Below are 16,976 nucleotides of genomic sequence, written 5' to 3'. Positions count from 1 at the left end.
GTCCACGAGGCCGATATGCAGTACCGACACGATGCGCTCTACGCCTCCCGGCGCTCGCCCGTCTTCGCGCGCAATCTCGTCGCCACGTCGCAGCCGCTCGCCACGCAGGCCGGGTTGCGGATGCTGCAACAGGGCGGCAACGCCCTCGACGCGGCGCTGGCGGCGGCCATCGCGCTCACGGTGGTCGAGCCCACCGGCAACGGCATCGGGTCGGACGCCTTCTGCATCCTCTGGCACGACGGCAAGCTCCACGGGCTCAATGCGTCCGGCCGCTCGCCGGCTGGTTGGACGCCTGAACGCTACGCCGGGCACACGGCGTTTCCGCATCGCGGCTGGGACACCGTCACGGTCCCGGGCGCAGTCTCGGCTTGGGTCGAGCTATCGCGGCGCTTCGGCCAGCTGCCGTTCGAGCGCCTGTTCGAGCCGGCCATCGATTACGCCGAGGCGGGCTTCCTCGTCTCGCCGGTCATCGCCGAGCTCTGGCGGCGCGGCGCGGCGGAACTGAAGAACCAGCCCGGCTTTGCGGCCACCTTCATGCCGGACGGGCGCACGCCGGCCGCCGGTGAGCTTTTCCGGTCGCCCGGCCACGCGCGCACGCTCCGGTCGATCGCCGAGACGCGCGGCGACAGCTTCTACCGGGGCGCGTTGGCGCACCGGATCGCGGATTTCGCCCGCGCGCACGGGGCGGCGCTCGACGAGGGCGACCTTGCCGAGCACAGCGCGGATTGGTGCGGCACCATCCATCAGGATTTCGGCGGCGTGAGCCTGCACGAGATCCCGCCGAACGGTCAGGGCATCGCGGCGCTGATGGCCCTCGGTATCCTCCGGGCGGCCGGCCTCGAAGATCTGCCGGTCGACGGCGCGGACGCGCTCCACCTCCAGATCGAGGCCATGAAGCTCGCCTTCGCGGACGTCTACGCCTACGCGGCCGACCTTCGGCACATGACCAAGGTCACCCACGACCATCTGCTGGACCCGGGCTACCTGGCGTCGCGGGCGGCGCTGATCGACCGTCGGCGCGCGCAGGTGTTCGGGCATGGAGCGCCGAACGAGGGCGGGACCGTGTGCCTCGCCACCGGCGATGCGGGCGGCATGATGGTCTCCTACATCCAGTCGAATTATTCGGGCTTCGGGTCCGGCGTGGTGGTCCCGGAGACGGGCATCAGCCTGCAGAACCGTGGATACGGCTTCACCCTGGCCGAGGGCCATCCCAACCAGGTCGGGCCGAGCAAGCGTCCGTTCAACACGATCATCCCAGGCTTCGTGATGCAGAACGGCGCGCCGTTGATGGCGTTCGGCTTCATGGGCGGGCCGATCCAGGCGCAGGGCCACGTGCAGGTTGTGGTTCGAACCCAGGTGTGGGGGCAGGATCCGCAGACGGCGGTGGACGCGCCCCGCTGGCGCCACGTCGCCGGCCTGCAGGTGGCGGTCGAGACCACGTTCCCGGCCTCGACGCTGGGCGACCTGGAGGCGCGCGGCCACGAACTCGTCCGAGAGCCGCCGGATTCCGCCTTCGGGTTCGGGGGCGCGCAGCTCGTGCGCCGGATCGAGGGCGGCTACGTCGGCGGCTCCGATCCCCGCAAGGACGGCCATGCCGGCGGATTCTAGAGCCTCGCCCGGCGACGTCTGAAAACCCCGCTGCGACGCGCGCTGAAGCGGCGCCCGTCACGGCGCGCGCCTCATCCAACCGAGATCGAGCAGCATATGTCGTCACCGGACGCGGCCGTGAGCGCAACACCCGTCCGCGGTACATCGCAAATGTACAAGGCGGTGATTGCATCCTCGATCGGAAACGCTCTCGAGTTCTACGATCTGACGCTGTACCTGTACTTCGCCGTCACGATCTCGAAGTTGTTCTTCCCGACCAGCAACCCGACCACGTCGCTGCTGATCGCCCTCGGCAGCTTCGGCATCTCGTACCTGATGCGCCCGCTCGGAGCGATCGTACTCGGCCTCTATGCGGACAGAGCCGGCCGCAAACCCGCTTTGATGCTGTCGATCATGCTGATGATGGTCGGGACCTTCATGATGGTCGTGATGCCGTCCTACGAATCGATCGGCATCATGGCCTCGGTCGGCGTGCTGGTGGCACGGCTGATCCAAGGTTTCTCGGTCGGTGGCGAATTCGGCGCGTCGACCGCCTTCATGGTCGAGCACGGGCCGACGCGAAAAGGCTTCTTCGCGAGCTTCCAGTTCGCCAGCCAGGGTCTGGCGAGCGTTCTGGCGGCCTTGTCCGGGGTCATCCTGAGCGCCACGCTGAGCCCGGACCAGATCGCCGCGTGGGGCTGGCGCCTGCCGTTCGCGTTCGGGCTGCTGATCGGTCCCGTGGGCCTCTACATCCGTCGTAACATCGCGGAGACGCCCGAATTCGAGGCCTCGGCCGAGACGGGCGACGCGCGCTCACCCGTACGCGACCTGTTCGGACAGCAATGGCTGAACATGCTGCTGGCGACGGGGCTCGTGGCGACCTCCACGGCGCTGAACTACATGATCAGCTATACGCCGACCTACGCCGTCAAGCAACTCGGCCTGCCATCCTGGATCGGCTTCCTGGCGTCGTTCGTGGGCGCCGTCATGCTGATGACAGTCGCACCGCTGGTGGGGCACTGGTCGGACACGGTCGGCCGGACACCGATCATGCGGATCGTGGTAATCGCGGTGTTCGTGCTGATGTTTCCCGCCTTCGCGCTGCTGATCAGCTATCCGGTGCTGCTCGTCATCGTGCCGGTGCTCGCCCTGATCGGCGGCCTGAAGGCGAGCTACAGCGCGGCCCTGCCGGCGCTCATGGCCGAGATCTTCCCGACACGCACCCGCAGCACGGGCATGAACATCAGCTACAACGTGGGCGTGACGGTCTTCGGCGGCTTCGCACCGTTCTGGATCGAGAGCCTGATCGCGGTCACACACACGCCGCTCGCGCCCAGCTTCTTCCTGATGTTCGCGGCCGGAATCAGCCTCACGTGCCTGGTGCTGGTCCGTCGAAAATTTGGATTGCGATGATCTGGGTTTTCTCGGTCTGACGTTGGCATCGGCTGCCGCGTCCAATTGAGCCGAGGCGTGCCCTACGGAGCCTGATCCGGGGGTGAGGCAGCTGTCCGGCCGTGATCCAGGCGCATGAGGACAGAACCGTCAGGGGTTTGCAGGGGCAGATACCGCAGGACCGGCCCAGGACATCCTCTGCTATACCGTCGTTGCCACGCCTCGATCGCACTTCCGATCTCGGCTGACGATGGGACACCGTTCGAGTTCGGCCAACGTCGCGCAAGCGGTCCCGATGGCGAAGTCGCTCGCAGGCGGACTTCGCCTCAACACTCCGATCGGCGCGATTGAATTTGTGCGGCGCGCCATAATTCGGCACGTCGAGGGGTGCAGGACAGCCACGCGGCGCCGCGTTCGGCGGTCGCCGTGCCGGCCGTTAAACGACTGCTAACGCATCGAGCCGACCCTTCAGGCAGCGATCGGGGGCAGCCTCGTGAGCCCGGGCATAGTCCTTGCTCAGGATGTGTTCATCTCGCATGTGCGAGATATCGCAACGCTCCGTCCACCGATGACCGCGTTCACTTTTCTGGAGACCCACGGAATGCCGACCTCTCAGGCCCGCGTGCAGACCGCCGAGGCAAGCCGCTACCTGCAGCAGCTGTGCCGGCACTGGAGCCACAAGTTCAAAGTCGAGGCGACGCCCGAGCACGGCACCGTGCCGTTCGGCGAGGACCGCGTCTGCACCTTCGACGCCGAACCCGATGCCCTGGTGATGCGCATCGACAGCGCCGACCCGGTCAACCTCACCCGGCTCGAGAACGTGGTCGCTGATCACCTTGCCCGCTTCGCCTTCCGCGAGAGCCTCGGCGATATCCGCTGGTCCCGCGCCGCCTGAGCTGTCGCCGACGTTGCCGGGGCGCGAATCCTGAGGACGCGCGAGCGGTCGCGTTCCGATATGGGCCGTCTGGCTTCAGACCGGGACGGCTGTCTCAATCCTGACCGGTAAGGGTCCGGCTGCTGGCGTAGGCTTTGCAACCGGGAAGCGCTGCGCGGATCCGCGTCGGCAACCCTGGATCGGAGCGGGACGACGGTATGAAGCGACGCACTCTGCTGCGAGGCGCTGGCGCCTTGATGGCCGGAGCCATGGCACGCCCTGCCCTGGTCCGGGCGGCCTCAGCCACGACACTCCGCTTCGTGCCTTACGCAGACCTCGCTCTGCTCGATCCGATCATCACCACGAATTACGTCACACGCACGCACGCGTTGATGGTGTTCGACACGCTGTACAGCCTGGATGCGTCCTACCGCGCGCAGCCGCAGATGGTCGGGAGCCAGGACGTATCGCCGGACGGTTTGACCTGGCGGCTGACCCTGCGCGACGGCCTACGCTTCCACGACGGCACCCCGGTTCTCGCCCGCGACGTGGTGGCGAGCCTCAAGCGCTGGTCCGGGCGCGATGCCTTCGGGGGCGCGCTGTTTTCCACCGTCGACGAACTCTCGGCCCCGTCCGACACCGTTGTGCAGTTCCGGCTCAAGAAACCGTTCCCGCTTCTCCCGGACGCCCTGGCAAAGCCGACCTCCTACCTGCCGGTGATCATGCCGGAACGGCTGAGCGCGACGCCGGCCACGCAAGCCGTGGCGGAGATCGTCGGCAGCGGGCCCTATCGCTACGTCGCGACCGAGCGCGTACCGGGCTCCCTCAACGTCTACCGCCGGTTCGAGGCTTACCGGCCCCGCGAGGACGGCACGCCGAGCTTCACCGCCGGCCCCCGGATCGCGCATTTCGACCGGATCGAATGGCGCACGATCCCCGATGGCGCCACCGCGGCCGGCGCCCTGCGTTCGGGCGAGATCGATTGGTGGGAGCAGCCGCTGGTCGACCTCGTGCCCGATCTGCTGCGCCAGCGGGACGTGCGCGTCGAACTGGTGGAGACGACCGGCCTGATCGGGCAGATCCGCCTCAACCATACCCTGCCGCCCTTCGACAATCCCGCGATCAGCCGGGCGCTCCTGTCGGCCGTCGATCAGAACGAGATGATGGACGCGGTCGCAGGCAGCGATCCGTCGATCCGGCGCGGTCCCGCGGGCATCTTCACCCCCGGCGGCCCGATGGCTTCGGAGGCTGGGATGTCGGTATTCACCGGTCCGCGCGACCTCGCAGGCGCCAAGCGGGCGCTGGCGGCGGCCGGCTACAACGGCGAGCGGGTCGTGCTGCTGGCGGGCACCGACGTGCCGCGGATCAACGCGGTCTGCGAGGTGATGGCCGACCTCTGCCGTAAGCTCGGGATGAACCTCGACGTCGTCTCCACCGACTGGGGCACGGTGAATCAGCGGATCCTCAATGCGAAGCCGCTCGACCAGGGCGGTTGGTCGATGTTCGGCATCTTCTCCGGTGGGCTCGACATGATCTCGCCGGCCTACCACTTGGCGGCCCGCGGCAACGGCCGGGCCGGCGTCCCGAGTTGGCTGACGGATGCGCCCCTGGAGGAGATGCGCGCCGCGTGGTTCGCAGCCCCGGATGTCGGCGCTCAGAAGGCCTTGGCGGCGACCATCCAGGCCCGGGCCCTGGAGGTCGGCGCCTACATTCCGTGCGGCCAGTATTTCCAGCCCACCGCCTACCGGCGCGACCTGGACGGTATGCTCACTGGTTTGCCGCTGTTCTGGAACCTGCGCCGGTCGGCCTGATCGATTAGCCGATCGCCAGAAGGCTGGCATTGCCACCGGCGGCCGCGGTGTTGATCGCGGTCGAGCGCTCCTCGATCAAGCCAGGGAGCGCATACAGGTCGCCTGCCGCAAGCGCGTCGATTGCGCGGGCCTGAACCTGAAGGATCGGACCGGGACGGTGGGCGATGGCGCGGTTCAGCGCCTGCAAACCCTCGGGTCCACCTTCGTACAGCACCGCCCGGACCTCGCCGGCCTGCCTGAGATCCGCCGCGCGTTTGACCCGGGCCGCGAGTTCGGCCGGTAGCTCGGCCAAGACCGCGAAGATCCTGTCCGGACTCAGCACCACGGCGCGGTTGCCTGTGGCGATGATCGCACCGAGTTGAAGGATCAGGCCGCGCTCGGTCTCGGCGATCGCCGCGACGCGCCCGCGTGGGCGCAACGCGTAGAGATTGCGCTCCCCGACCGGCCCGGCGAGCGCAATCTCCGCGCCCTGGATCGGAGGCAACGCTGCAACGGTGTCGGCGAGCGGGCCGAACCCACGGACTCGCAGCCACGCCGCGTAGCGTCGGCCCAGATCGCCTGAGCCCTCAAGACCATCGAGCGCGGAAGCCGGCGGCCGCTTCAGCAAGCGGCCGAGATAAAGCGGACCGCCGGCCTTGGGCCCGGTACCGGACAACCCGGACCCGCCGAAGGGCTGGACGCCGACCACCGCGCCGATGACGTTGCGGTTGACGTAGCGGTTGCCGGCCCCGACGCGGTCGAGAATCCGGTCGGCGGTCTCGTCGATGCGGGTCTGGAGGCCGAACGTCAGGCCGTAACCGGTGGCGTCGATCTCGTCCAACAGGCGGCCGAGATCGTGGCGCGCGTACCGCAGGACATGCAGGACCGGCCCGAACACCTCATGCTCGACATCCGCGACGCGGGTGATCTCGATGAGCGTGGGCGGAACGAAGGTGCCGTTCGCCGTCTCGGCCGGCAGCGAAACCTGGTGGATGGCGAAGCCGCGTCCCCGCATCGTCTCGACATGCTTGTTCAGGCGTTCGGCCGCCGCCTGGGTAATGACAGGGCCGACATCGACTGCGAGCCGGCGGGGATCGCCGACGACCAGCTCGCGCATGGCGCTCCGCAGCATGTCCACGGTACGGTCCGCGATCTCCTCCTGAAGGCACAGGATACGCAGGGCCGAGCAGCGCTGGCCGGCGGAATCAAACGCCGAAGCGATGACGTCGGCGACCACCTGCTCGGCCAGGGCGGAGGAATCGACCACCATGGCGTTCTGACCGCCCGTCTCCGCGACGAGCGGGATCGGCTCGCCGTCGCAGCCCAGGCGCTCGGCGAGACGTCCCTGGATCGTCTTTGCGATGCCGGTCGAGCCGGTGAACATCACGCCCTGCACGCGGGCGTCGCCGACCAGGGCCGCCCCGACGTCGCCGGCCCCCGGAAGGATCTGCAGGGCATCCTCCGGGATGCCGGCGCCGTGCAGCAAGCGGATCGCCTCCCAGGCCGTGAGCGGCGTCTCCGCGGCGGGCTTGGCCAGGACCGGGTTGCCGGCCGCCAGGGCGGCGGCGACCTGCCCGACGAAGATCGCCAGCGGGAAGTTCCAGGGGGCGATGCAGACGACCGGACCGAGCGGGGCGTGCGGGCCGGTGAGAGTCCGCTCGGCCTCGGCCGCGTAGTAGCGCAGGAAATCCACGGCCTCGCGGATCTCCGCGACGGCGTTGGCGGAGGATTTGCCGGCCTCGCGCACGATCAGCCCGATCAGCACCGGCATCCGTGCCTCGAAGGCGTCGGCCGCGGTGCGCAGACGCGCGGAGCGCGTCTCGGTCTCCACCGCCGCCCAGGTCTCGGCTGCCGCCTCCGCCCGGGCGAGCGCCGCCTCGATGGCGGGGACCGACGCGGCGCGGACTGTCCCGACCACGTCCCGATGGTCGGCGGGGTTGTGCACGGGCGTATCGGCTGAGGCCGGATCGGCCCCCGACGGCACGGCGCGCCAGGGCGTCCTCCCGCTTTCCGCCAGCGCCGCAGCGAGTCGGCCCAGGACGGCCTCGTCGGCCAGGTCGAGGCCCGCGGCATTGGCACGGCTGAGTCCGTAGAGATCGCGTGGCAGGGCGATCCGCTCGTGCGGTGCGCCCGGGACTGGCATCGCCGCGACGGCGGCGACGGGATCGGCGATCAGCGCGTCCACCGGCACGGACACGTCGCCGACCCGGTTCACGAAGGAGCTGTTGGCGCCGTTCTCGAGGAGCCGCCGCACGAGATAGGCCAGCAGGGTCTCGTGGGTGCCCACCGGCGCGTAGATCCGGCACGGCCTGTCGAGGTCGGCCCCGCCGACCACCGCTTCGTAGAGCGGCTCCCCCATGCCGTGCAGGCACTGGAATTCGTATCGGCCGAGGCGGAAATCGGGGCCCGCCATCTCGACGATGCTGGCCAGCGTCTGTGCGTTGTGCGTGGCGAATTGTGGAAAGATCGCGTCGGGTGCGGCGAGGAGCTTTCGCGCGCAAGCGAGGTAGGACACGTCCGTGTGCAGCTTGCGGGTAAAGACCGGGAAGTCCGCGAGCCCGTCCACCTGCGCGCGCTTGATCTCGCTGTCCCAGTACGCGCCCTTCACCAGACGGACCATCAGCCGCCGCCGGCTGCGCCGGGCCAGGTCGATCAGCACATCGATCGCGAATGGGCAGCGCTTGCCGTAGGCCTGTACGACGAAGCCCAGCCCATCCCATCCGGCGAGACCCGGGTCGAAGACCAGCGTCTCGAGGATGTCGAGGGACAGGTCGAGGCGGTCGGCCTCCTCGGCGTCGATGTTGAGACCGATCTCGTAGCGCTTGGCGAGACGGGCGAGGTCCCGAATGCGGGGCGCCAGTTCCGCCATCACGCGCCCGCGCTGGGATCTCGTGTATCGGGGATGAAGCGCCGACAGCTTGATCGAGATGCCCGGCCCCAAGAGGACGCCGCGCCCGGCAGACGCATCCCCGATCGCTCGAATCGCCTCCTGGTAGGCGCTCAGATAACGGTCCGCGTCCTCGGCGGTGAGGGCAGCCTCGCCGAGCATGTCGTAGGAGTAGGTGACCCCCCTCGCCTCCACCTGGGCGGCGTTGCGCAGGGCCTCTCCGATGTCGCGCCCGGTGACGAACTGCTCGCCCATCAGCCGCATGGCGAGATCGACCGCCTTGCGGATCAGCGGTTCACCGCCGCGCGCGATCAGGCGGGTCAGCGTCGCCGACAGCCCGGATTCACTGCGTGTCGCCGTGAGCCGGCCGGTCACCAGCAGGCCCCAGGTCGCGGCGTTCACGAAGGGCGACGGGCTGTGGCCGAGATGCGCGGCCCAGTCGCCACCGGCGATCTTGTCCCGGATCAGCGCATCGCGGGTGGCGGCGTCGGGAATGCGCAGCAGCGCTTCGGCGAGACACATCAACGCCACGCCCTCCTGACTGGAGAGCGCGTATTCGTGGATCAGGCCTTCGACGCCGCCGCGGCGGGTGTTGCGACGCAGCCCTTCCACCAGACGCCGGGCTATGTTGGCGACGCGCCCGGCCGCGTCGGGCGGCAAGCGGGCGAGATCGAGGAGCGGTGCCACGCAATCCGGCTCGGGGCGCCGACACGCCGCGACCATCGCGGCCCGGAGTGGCGACAGGGAGACCACGTCGTCCGCGAAGGCCGTGAACGGGTCGTCCGTCGGGACGGCGGGACGGTGCAGAACGCCTGATTCTGGCATGTTCGCTTCCTCGGGCTGAAAAAACTCACCGCCTGTGTGCACCAGGCTACGTCTCCGGGGCATCGTCCCGAAAGGTGGCTGCCGACGCGGATCGGGTGCCGCTCAGCGCACGGGTTTCGCGCACCTGCCAGGATCGCCTTGTGACCGGCCGCCATGTGACGGACGGCCGTACGCAGTCCCCTCCTGCTCGGGCCATGATAGAGGGACGGTCATGACCGCGATCCTGATCTACGGAGCCACCGGCTACACCGGGACGCTCCTGGCCGAACATGCCCTTGTGCAGGGCCTTCGCCCGATCCTGGCCGGCCGCGATCCGGACAAGCTGCGACCGCTGGCCGACCGGCTCGGGCTCGACTGGAGGGCGGCCCCCCTCGATGCCCCGGACCGGCTGCGGGACGCGCTCGCCGGCGTCGCCGCGGTGATCCACGCCGCCGGACCCTTCTCCAGGACGGCCCGCCCCATGGCCGAGGCGTGCCTCGCCGCAAGGACGCACTACGTCGACATCACCGGCGAGATCGACGTGCTGGAGTCGCTCGCCGCCCGGGACGCCGATGCGCAGGCGGCCGGCATCGTGCTGCTGCCCGCCGCCGGCTTCGACGTGGTGCCGAGCGATTGCCTGGCCGCCCACGTGGCCGGCCGGCTACCCGGCGCCACGAACCTGCGGATCTCCATCGGCGGTTTCGGTGGCTTCAGCCGCGGGACGGCCCGCACCATGGTCGAGGGCATCGCCTGGGGCACGCGGGTGCGGCGCGCCGGCCGCATCGTCGAGTTGCCAAGCCCGCCCCGCGGGAGCGCGGATTTCGGCCGCGGACCTCGGCGCACGGTGGGGCTCGGCTGGGGCGACGTGTCGAGCGCTTGGTACTCGACGCGGGTCCCCAACATCGAGGTGTTTTTTGAGGCGCTCCCCGCCATGTCTGCCGCAGCGGGCCTGCCCGCTGGCTTCCGGCGGATTATCGCCGGCGGCACGGTGCAGCGCCTCATCAATCGCGGCATCGACCGCCTGCCGGAGGGCCCGTCGGCGGCCGCGCGGGCGACGGCGCGCAGCACGTTCCTGGCCGAGGCCTGGGATGAGAACGGCAGGCGCGCGGCAAGCCGGATGGAGACCCCCGAGGGGTATACGCTCACCGTCCTGACAGCGCTGGAAGTCGCCCGGCGCGTGGCGGCGGGTGGGATCCCGGCCGGGTTCCACACGCCGGTCACCGCCTTCGGGGCGGATTTCATCCTGGGTTTTCCAAACGTCGTGCGGATGGATCTCTGATCTCGCATCCGGGCGTGTCGTTCGAACAGCGCGATCTCCGGAGGGCCCATTCTCCGAAGTGGCTCCGCTACGCTCGCAACGGCAATTGAGACTTCGATCGCCGTCAAATCAGACGGTTGCGCCGAGCTGCCAGGGGGCGAATTCCGACGATCCGAAGTCGAACTGCTCGCTCTTCGTCCGCTCGCCGCTGGCGACCCGAAGGATCAGCTCGAAGATCCGTTGGCCGGCCTGCTCGACGCTTTCCTCGCCGTCGAGGATCGTGCCGCAATTGACGTCCATGTCCTCCTCGAGCCGCTGGTACATGGCCGAGTTCGTGGCGATCTTGATCGACGGGGACGGCTTGCAGCCGAACACGCTGCCGCGCCCGGTGGTAAAGCACACGAGGTGCGCCCCGCCGGCCACCTGCCCGGTCGCGGAGACCGGATCGTAGCCGGGGGTGTCCATGAACACGAAGCCTTTGGCGATGACTGGATCGGCGTAGCGGACCACGTCGACCAGGTTGGTGCTGCCAGCCTTGGCCATGGCACCCAGCGACTTTTCCAGGATTGTGGTCAGGCCGCCGGCCTTGTTGCCGGGGGACGGGTTGGCGTCGATCTCCGAGCCCTCCCGACGGGTGTACTCTTCCCACCAGCGCATCAGATCGACGAGCTTCTGGCCAACCTCCGGGGACACAGCGCGCCGGGTGAACAGGTGTTCGGCCCCGTAGGTCTCGGTGGTCTCCGACAGGATCACGGTGCCGCCGTTCTCGACCACGCGGTCGCTGGCGATCCCGAGCGCCGGGTTGGCGGAAACGCCGGAATAGCCGTCCGAGCCACCGCATTGCAGGGCGACGATCAGCTCGCTCGCCGGCACGGTCTCCCGCTGCACCACGTTCGCCTCGGCCAGGATTCCCGTGACGAACGCGATGCCGGCCTCGACGGTCTTGCGCGTGCCGCCGAGCGTCTGGATGTTCATGCTGCGGATCCGGTCGCCCAGGCCCTGCTCCTCCAGGAAGGCGCCGATCTGGTTCACCTCGCAGCCGAGCCCGATCATCACGATGTGCGAGAAGTTGACGTGGCGGGCATAGCCCGCGAGCGTCCGGCGCAGGAGCCGCAGCGGCTCACCCATGGCCATGCCGCAGCCGGTCTTATGGGTCAGCGCGACGACGCCGTCGACATTCGGGTAAGCGGCCAGCGGATCGAGGCCGAGGATCGGGTGGCGCCGGAACGCGTCCGCGATCAGGTCGGCGACATGCGCGCTGCAATTCACCGAGGTCAGGATGCCGACATAGTTGCGCGTCGCCACCCGCCCGTCCGGGCGGCGGATGCCCTGGAAGGTCGCGGGTGGCGCGACCAGCCGGGTCGGGCGCGCATCGACCCCGAACGCGTAGTCGCGAGCGAACTCGCCCACGCCGAGATTGTGCACGTGGACGTGCCGGCCGGCCGCGATGTCGTCCTTGGCGAAGCCGATGATCTGTCCGTACTTGGTCACAGCCTCGCCCGAGCGGTGGGGACGGACCGCGACCTTGTGGCCGGGCAGGATCCGCTCGACGGCCATCACGCCCGGGGCGACCGGCGTGCCCGGCTCGATCGCAGTCCTGGCGACCGCGACGCCGTCGTCCAGCCGCAGGGTGATGACGGGATAGGCGGACAGCCTGTCGGCCGTGACCAGCATCGGACTTCCTCCCTGAGTCGCGCCTCGCCGGGCGCGTTCACGGGAAACCTAGCGCCCCTGCACGCAGGGCGCGAGAACCGCGGGTGACGCGGGAGCCCGGATGTCGTCGGCTGGCGTCAGGAGATCTCGCGCACCAGCTTGGCGATGAGCGCCCGGCCGAATGCCTCGAAGCTCTGCGCCGTCATGACGAACGCTCCTTCCCCGCCGATCACGGTCTCCCGGTAGTAGGCGGCCAGCCCGCCGGGGGGATTGGTGTGCTCTTTCAAATACCCCGGCATCCCGGTGGGATCGGTGAGGATGACGATGCCGTTGACCGTGGTGCCCAGCGCCACGGCGGCATCCCGGGCTTCGGCGATCGCGCGGCCGGAATTGCTGGTGCCGTCCCCGGAGATGTCGATCACCGTCCGCTCGGCGCGGTAGGGCGAGCTATCGATGAGCTTGGACGCGAAACCGATCGCCGACCCGATGGCGGTCCGGCCGTAGAAGGGGCGCGATGCTCCGGCCAGCCGCGCGGCGAAGGTAGCAGCATCGGCGGCCGAAGCGATGGTCATCCAGTCGACCGCGACCTGCTGCTCACTGGGCCCCGCCCAATCGAACAGCGCCACAGCGATGCGCCCGCGCTTCCCCTCGGCGATCGCCTGCAGGACGCGCCGGTCGCCGAAGGCTTCGGCATAGCCCCGTCGCTCCAACTCGAAGCGCGACGCGCTGATGCTCAGCGAGACATCGACCGCAAGCACCAGGAGAACATCGACCCCGGTCTCCGCGGCGGTGGCCCGCCGCGCCGTCAGCGACAGCGTGGCGAGCATCCCGGAGAGCAGATGGCGTCGCCGCATGGCCGAAAACCCGGTGTTGGGCGTCCGCACGGTCCGGCGGACCACCTCGGGCGTGCAACGAGCCTGCCGCCGGGCTGGTTCGGTGCCACCGGCACCGCATATGCGACACCGGCGCCCGGCTTCCAAGCGATAGGAGCGGCGGCGCCTCTCCGTGGTCGAAGCGGCGGGCTCATCGGCGATGCTGGCTCCGACCGCATTGCGGGAAGGTTCCGTTGCCCCGGGCGCGGGCGACGCCGCCTTCGGTCGCATCGGGCACCGGGCTGTCCGCCCTATCTCCGCGTGGTGAGGTGCATCAGGCGCCGAAACCGGGAAAGCTCGAAACCGACAATGCGTATCTTCAAGTGGATCGGCCGCGTCACGAGGGCTGTCGTGGTCGGCGGGGTGACGGGCACCGTCGCTTTGACCAGTCGGCTCCTCGACGGGACCATCGAGCTGGTCGGCCGGTCCTCCGAGCGCCTGGATGCGAAGCTCGGCGCCCTGGCGCACGCCTCGGAAGAACGCCGCCGCCAGCAGGGCCGCCGCCCGATCGATCCGATCACCCTGCAGAAGTAGACCGTAGCCCTACAGGCCCGGGCCCTTGGCGGCGCCGAGGATACGGCCCGGACGGCCTTCGGCGGCGCTCTGGACCAGAACGACCCAGCTGTCGGCCTCGGCGATCTCCGCCATGGTGCACGGGACATCGAACCGCGTCGGCTGGCCGGCCCAGGTGCCGAGACGCTGCATGCCGCGCACGACGTTGACATAGGTGGCCGTCCGGCCGCCGTTCTCCCCGCCCTGAATTGCGATGGCGCGGCTCCGCAGCACGGGCACGAGCCAGACGTCGCCGCGGGTGTCGGTCCTGGTGTCCGGCGCGGCGCCGACCTCGACGGTGATCCGGTCGCCGTGCATCTCGCCGCGGACCGGGATCGGCAGACCGCCGTGCTGCGTCGCCTCGCGCATCAAGCGTTCGAGGGCCGCTCGATCCGATCCGACCGCGAAGCCGCTGCCGTCGACCACGATCTGCGGCGTGAAGACCTGACGGGCGCCGCGAGCCCTGGCGTAGGCGCGCTGACGTTCGGTCAGAGGCCGCATCGCCAGGGTGTCTTTCCAGCCGAGATAATCCCAGTAGGTCACCGGCAGGGTCAGCGCGACCACGCCGGGCTGGCGTGCCAGGTCGCGGATCACGGGGTCGGCACTCCGGCAGGCGCCACAGCCCTGGCTGGTGAACAGCTCCACGACGGCGCGGACCGGCTCCGCCCGCGCCTGCGCCGAAGCCGAGACCGCGCACAGCAGCGCGGCAGCGCACAGCGCGCGGCTTTCGCCGGTCCTGGTACGGGCGCGGTGCCGATGCGTCATCGATCCATCAGAGCGGTTGGGACGCCGTGTGGGAAATCACGTTGGCTTGAGAGGCCTCTACCATCGGTTGAGCGGCCTGTGGGAGATTTCTCGCCTTAGGCAACATGTCCGGCCGCCACCGGCGGTGCATCCAGAGCCATTGGCCGGGATGCTCGCGCACCCAGCCATCCACGACCGCCGTCATCGCCTGCATGGCGCCGGTCACATCGATCACCCCGTCAGCGTTGCGCGGCAGGTCGAGCGGCGGCGTCAGTTCGAGCCGGAATCGGCCCTTCGGCAAGCGGATCACTCGGACGCCGTGAACCGGGCAGTCGTAGTGCCGGACGAGCTTGGCGAGTAGCGGGTTGGCCAGACAGGGCCGCCCGAGAAAATCGACCACGACGCCGCGGGTGAAGTGCTGATCGATCAGCTGCCCGAGATGTCCGCCGTTCTCGACCACGTCCCGCATGGCGAAGACGGCGCCGGGGGTCGACGCCGCCAGGCCCCCCATCGAACGCCGGCGGACCTCCTGCACGAGGCGCGCGGCGGCCGGGTTGTTGGGCGGCCGGAAGACGGCGGTCGCGTCGAGGCCGAACCGGGCCGCGCAGATCGCCGGGAGTTCCCAGTTCCCGAGGTGGGCGGAGAAGATCAGCCCGGGCCGACCGTCGTCGCGCAGGGCCGCGAAGTGCTCGATCCCCGCAACCTCCGTGCGCATCGTACCGGTGGCGTCGGGATCGTAGTCGAACAGCGAATCGAGGTGGGCGTATTCGGCGCCGGTCCGCCCGAGATTGTCCCAGGCCTCCAGGGCGATGCGCTTCCGCTCTGCCTCCGGCATGTCGGGAAACGCCCCGCGCAGGTTCGCCATGGCGGTGCGATGGGCCGGCAGCCATGGTCCGACCGTGCGCAGGAGCGCTGCGCCGAGCGCAGTCGAGCGATCCGGACCGAGGGCGCGGGCCAGCCAGACCAGGGCGCGTATCAACGGGATCATGGCGAATCCGGCAAGCCGGGGGAACGATCGTCTGAGGATGAGAGCGAGGCGCAGCACGTTAATTTCCCGGGCACGATGCGGGCAGGCCCGGCAGTTCGCGTGTAAGGCGACGCTTAAACCATGTCCGCCGCGGTGCGATAGCGCATCGCCGCGCGAGATGGCCGCCGCCCTTCGGAACGATGGCAGGCCAGCATTGGGCAAGGCGTCCGGGAGGAGATCCCAGGACGCAGCGCCGGCCGCTACAGGCTGACGAGAATCTTTCCGAACACCTTGCGGGATTCGAGCCGCTCCAGCCCCTGCGCGAAGTCGCCGAGCGGGTAGACCGTATCGACCACCGGGCGGATCCCCTGGGCCATCTTTTCGAGGGCCTGCGCGATGTTCGCCAAGGAGCAGCCGAATGAGCCGGTGATGCGATACTGCTGCTGGAACAGCTGCATCAGGTTCATGGTCGCCGAGACGCCGGAGGTCGAGCCGCAGGTTACCAGCCGGCCGCCGCGCTTCAGGCAAAGCAGCGAGCCGTTCCAGGTATCGGCGCCGACATGCTCAAACACCACATCGACGCCCTTGCGCTTGGTCAGCCGGCGGACCTCGCCCTCAAATCGCTCGGTGCGGTAGTTGATGACGTGGTCGGCTCCGAGCTCCGTCGCCTTCCGACCCTTCTCGTCGTCGCCGACCGTGGTGTAGACGGTGCAGCCGATCGCCTTGGCCATGCGGATCGCCGCGGTTCCGATGCCGGAGCCGCCGGCATGGACCAGGACGCTCTCTCCCGGCTCCAGGCGGGCGTTGTCGAACAGCATGTGCTGGACGGTGCCGAAGGCGATGCCCGCACAGGCTGCGTCCGTGTCGCTGACGCCATCCGGCACCTTCACGACCAGGCGGGCCGGCACGGTCACCAGCTCACGCGCAAAACCATCGACGTGGAAACCCATCACGCCGGAGACATCCTCGCAGAGGTTGTCGCGGCCCTCCCGGCAGGCCCGGCACTGCCCGCAGGTCATCGCCCCGTAGGGCACGACCCGATCGCCGGGCGCAACAGCGGTGACGCCTGCGCCGACCGCTTGCACGACGCCGGCCGCCTCGGCGCCGACGATGAGCGGCATCTTGCGCTTGGCGAACGCCATGCCGCGAAAGCCCCAGACGTCGATGAAGTTGAGGCCGACCGCATGGATACGGATCTGCACGTCGCCGGGCCCCGGCGCAGCGGGGGCCTCGACCTCGTTCAAGCGCAGGTCGCGGTCGCCGAATAGCTGTAGGGCTCGCATGTCGTCTTTCATCGTTCCGGCGCCAGGTAACGCCGCCGCGCCCACCCCACGGTTCGCCCGGCCTTGACCCGGCACCACGTCGCCCGGCTCGGCGTATCGGCGGTGCAGCCGAAGACCAGGGCACGGGTGCGGATCTCGCCGACCTGTTCGGCCGCGGCGTCCGGCTCGGCGCGGATCGAGAGAGGCTCGCCGGGGGAGAGCCCCGAGATCCGGTACGATTCCGGTTCGGCACGGGCACGGCCCGGGACGAGCGGAGCGGCGAGGCAGAGTCCGGCGAGGAGGGCGAGGCGGGCGCGCATTGGCAGGTCGCTAA

13 protein-coding genes are annotated in these 16,976 nt (G+C 69.5%); 6 read left to right on the top strand and 7 right to left on the bottom strand.

Going from position 1 to position 16,976, the window contains the following annotated elements:
- The first annotated feature begins 15 nt into the window (after positions 1 to 15).
- From FV242_RS10295 to FV242_RS10280, 4 genes are all read left to right on the top strand, one after another.
- On the top strand, positions 16 to 1,608 hold the full coding sequence (locus FV242_RS10295) for a gamma-glutamyltransferase family protein (protein ID WP_147938858.1): 1,593 nt from the start codon (positions 16 to 18) through the stop codon (positions 1,606 to 1,608).
- Positions 1,609 to 1,725: 117 nt separating this feature from the next.
- Positions 1,726 to 3,000, top strand: coding sequence for an MFS transporter (locus FV242_RS10290; RefSeq protein ID WP_246692661.1), 1,275 nt, complete (start codon positions 1,726 to 1,728; stop codon positions 2,998 to 3,000).
- A 580-nt stretch (positions 3,001 to 3,580) separates the two neighbouring features.
- On the top strand, positions 3,581 to 3,874 hold the full coding sequence (locus FV242_RS10285; protein ID WP_039902563.1) for a DUF2218 domain-containing protein: 294 nt from the start codon (positions 3,581 to 3,583) through the stop codon (positions 3,872 to 3,874).
- A 197-nt stretch (positions 3,875 to 4,071) separates the two neighbouring features.
- On the top strand, positions 4,072 to 5,664 hold the full coding sequence (locus FV242_RS10280) for an ABC transporter substrate-binding protein (RefSeq protein WP_147907080.1): 1,593 nt from the start codon (positions 4,072 to 4,074) through the stop codon (positions 5,662 to 5,664).
- A 4-nt stretch (positions 5,665 to 5,668) separates the two neighbouring features.
- Here FV242_RS10280 and putA read toward each other — a convergent pair whose 3' ends face one another.
- Positions 5,669 to 9,355 carry a trifunctional transcriptional regulator/proline dehydrogenase/L-glutamate gamma-semialdehyde dehydrogenase gene (gene putA / locus FV242_RS10275; RefSeq protein ID WP_147938856.1) on the bottom strand — a complete coding sequence of 1,229 codons (3,687 nt, stop codon included), beginning with the start codon at positions 9,353 to 9,355 and terminating at the stop codon, positions 5,669 to 5,671.
- Between the two features lie 211 nt (positions 9,356 to 9,566).
- Here putA and FV242_RS10270 point away from each other — a divergent pair, with 211 nt between their 5' ends.
- Positions 9,567 to 10,613, top strand: coding sequence for a trans-acting enoyl reductase family protein (locus FV242_RS10270; RefSeq protein WP_147938855.1), 1,047 nt, complete (start codon positions 9,567 to 9,569; stop codon positions 10,611 to 10,613).
- Between the two features lie 108 nt (positions 10,614 to 10,721).
- On the opposite strand, the gene FV242_RS10265 is transcribed toward FV242_RS10270, so the two are convergent.
- Together FV242_RS10265 and FV242_RS10260 are read right to left on the bottom strand one after the other, a co-directional pair.
- Positions 10,722 to 12,245: a UxaA family hydrolase gene (locus FV242_RS10265; protein ID WP_187278391.1), complete on the bottom strand. Its 1,524-nt coding sequence runs from the start codon at positions 12,243 to 12,245 to the stop codon at positions 10,722 to 10,724.
- A 137-nt stretch (positions 12,246 to 12,382) separates the two neighbouring features.
- Positions 12,383 to 13,099: a DUF1194 domain-containing protein gene (locus FV242_RS10260; RefSeq protein ID WP_147938853.1), complete on the bottom strand. Its 717-nt coding sequence runs from the start codon at positions 13,097 to 13,099 to the stop codon at positions 12,383 to 12,385.
- A 327-nt stretch (positions 13,100 to 13,426) separates the two neighbouring features.
- On the opposite strand from FV242_RS10260, the gene FV242_RS10255 reads away from it, so the two are divergent.
- Complete coding sequence (locus FV242_RS10255) at positions 13,427 to 13,651, top strand: hypothetical protein (protein WP_147907076.1); 225 nt, start codon at positions 13,427 to 13,429, stop codon at positions 13,649 to 13,651.
- A 9-nt stretch (positions 13,652 to 13,660) separates the two neighbouring features.
- Here the strand turns inward: FV242_RS10255 and FV242_RS10250 are convergent, their stop codons facing one another.
- From FV242_RS10250 to FV242_RS10235, 4 genes are all read right to left on the bottom strand, one after another.
- Positions 13,661 to 14,434, bottom strand: a complete 774-nt coding sequence (locus tag FV242_RS10250; protein ID WP_147907075.1) for a thioredoxin family protein — start codon at positions 14,432 to 14,434, stop codon at positions 13,661 to 13,663.
- A gap of 7 nt (positions 14,435 to 14,441) precedes the next feature.
- On the bottom strand, positions 14,442 to 15,458 hold the full coding sequence (locus FV242_RS10245; protein WP_147907074.1) for a lipid A biosynthesis lauroyl acyltransferase: 1,017 nt from the start codon (positions 15,456 to 15,458) through the stop codon (positions 14,442 to 14,444).
- A gap of 182 nt (positions 15,459 to 15,640) precedes the next feature.
- Entirely contained in the window at positions 15,641 to 16,663 is a 1,023-nt protein-coding gene (locus tag FV242_RS10240) for a zinc-binding dehydrogenase (protein WP_147938852.1), read from the bottom strand.
- An 8-nt stretch (positions 16,664 to 16,671) separates the two neighbouring features.
- Positions 16,672 to 16,962 (bottom strand): SH3 domain-containing protein, encoded by a 291-nt coding sequence (locus FV242_RS10235; protein ID WP_147907072.1) that lies wholly within the window; start codon positions 16,960 to 16,962, stop codon positions 16,672 to 16,674.
- Positions 16,963 to 16,976 lie beyond the last annotated feature (14 nt).

It is taken from the genome of Methylobacterium sp. WL64, from assembly GCF_008039945.1.
In the GTDB taxonomy this organism is placed as follows: Bacteria; Pseudomonadota; Alphaproteobacteria; order Rhizobiales; family Beijerinckiaceae; genus Methylobacterium.
The sequence above is the reverse complement of the archived record's forward strand: the minus strand, read 5'-3'. Positions and strand labels throughout refer to the sequence as shown.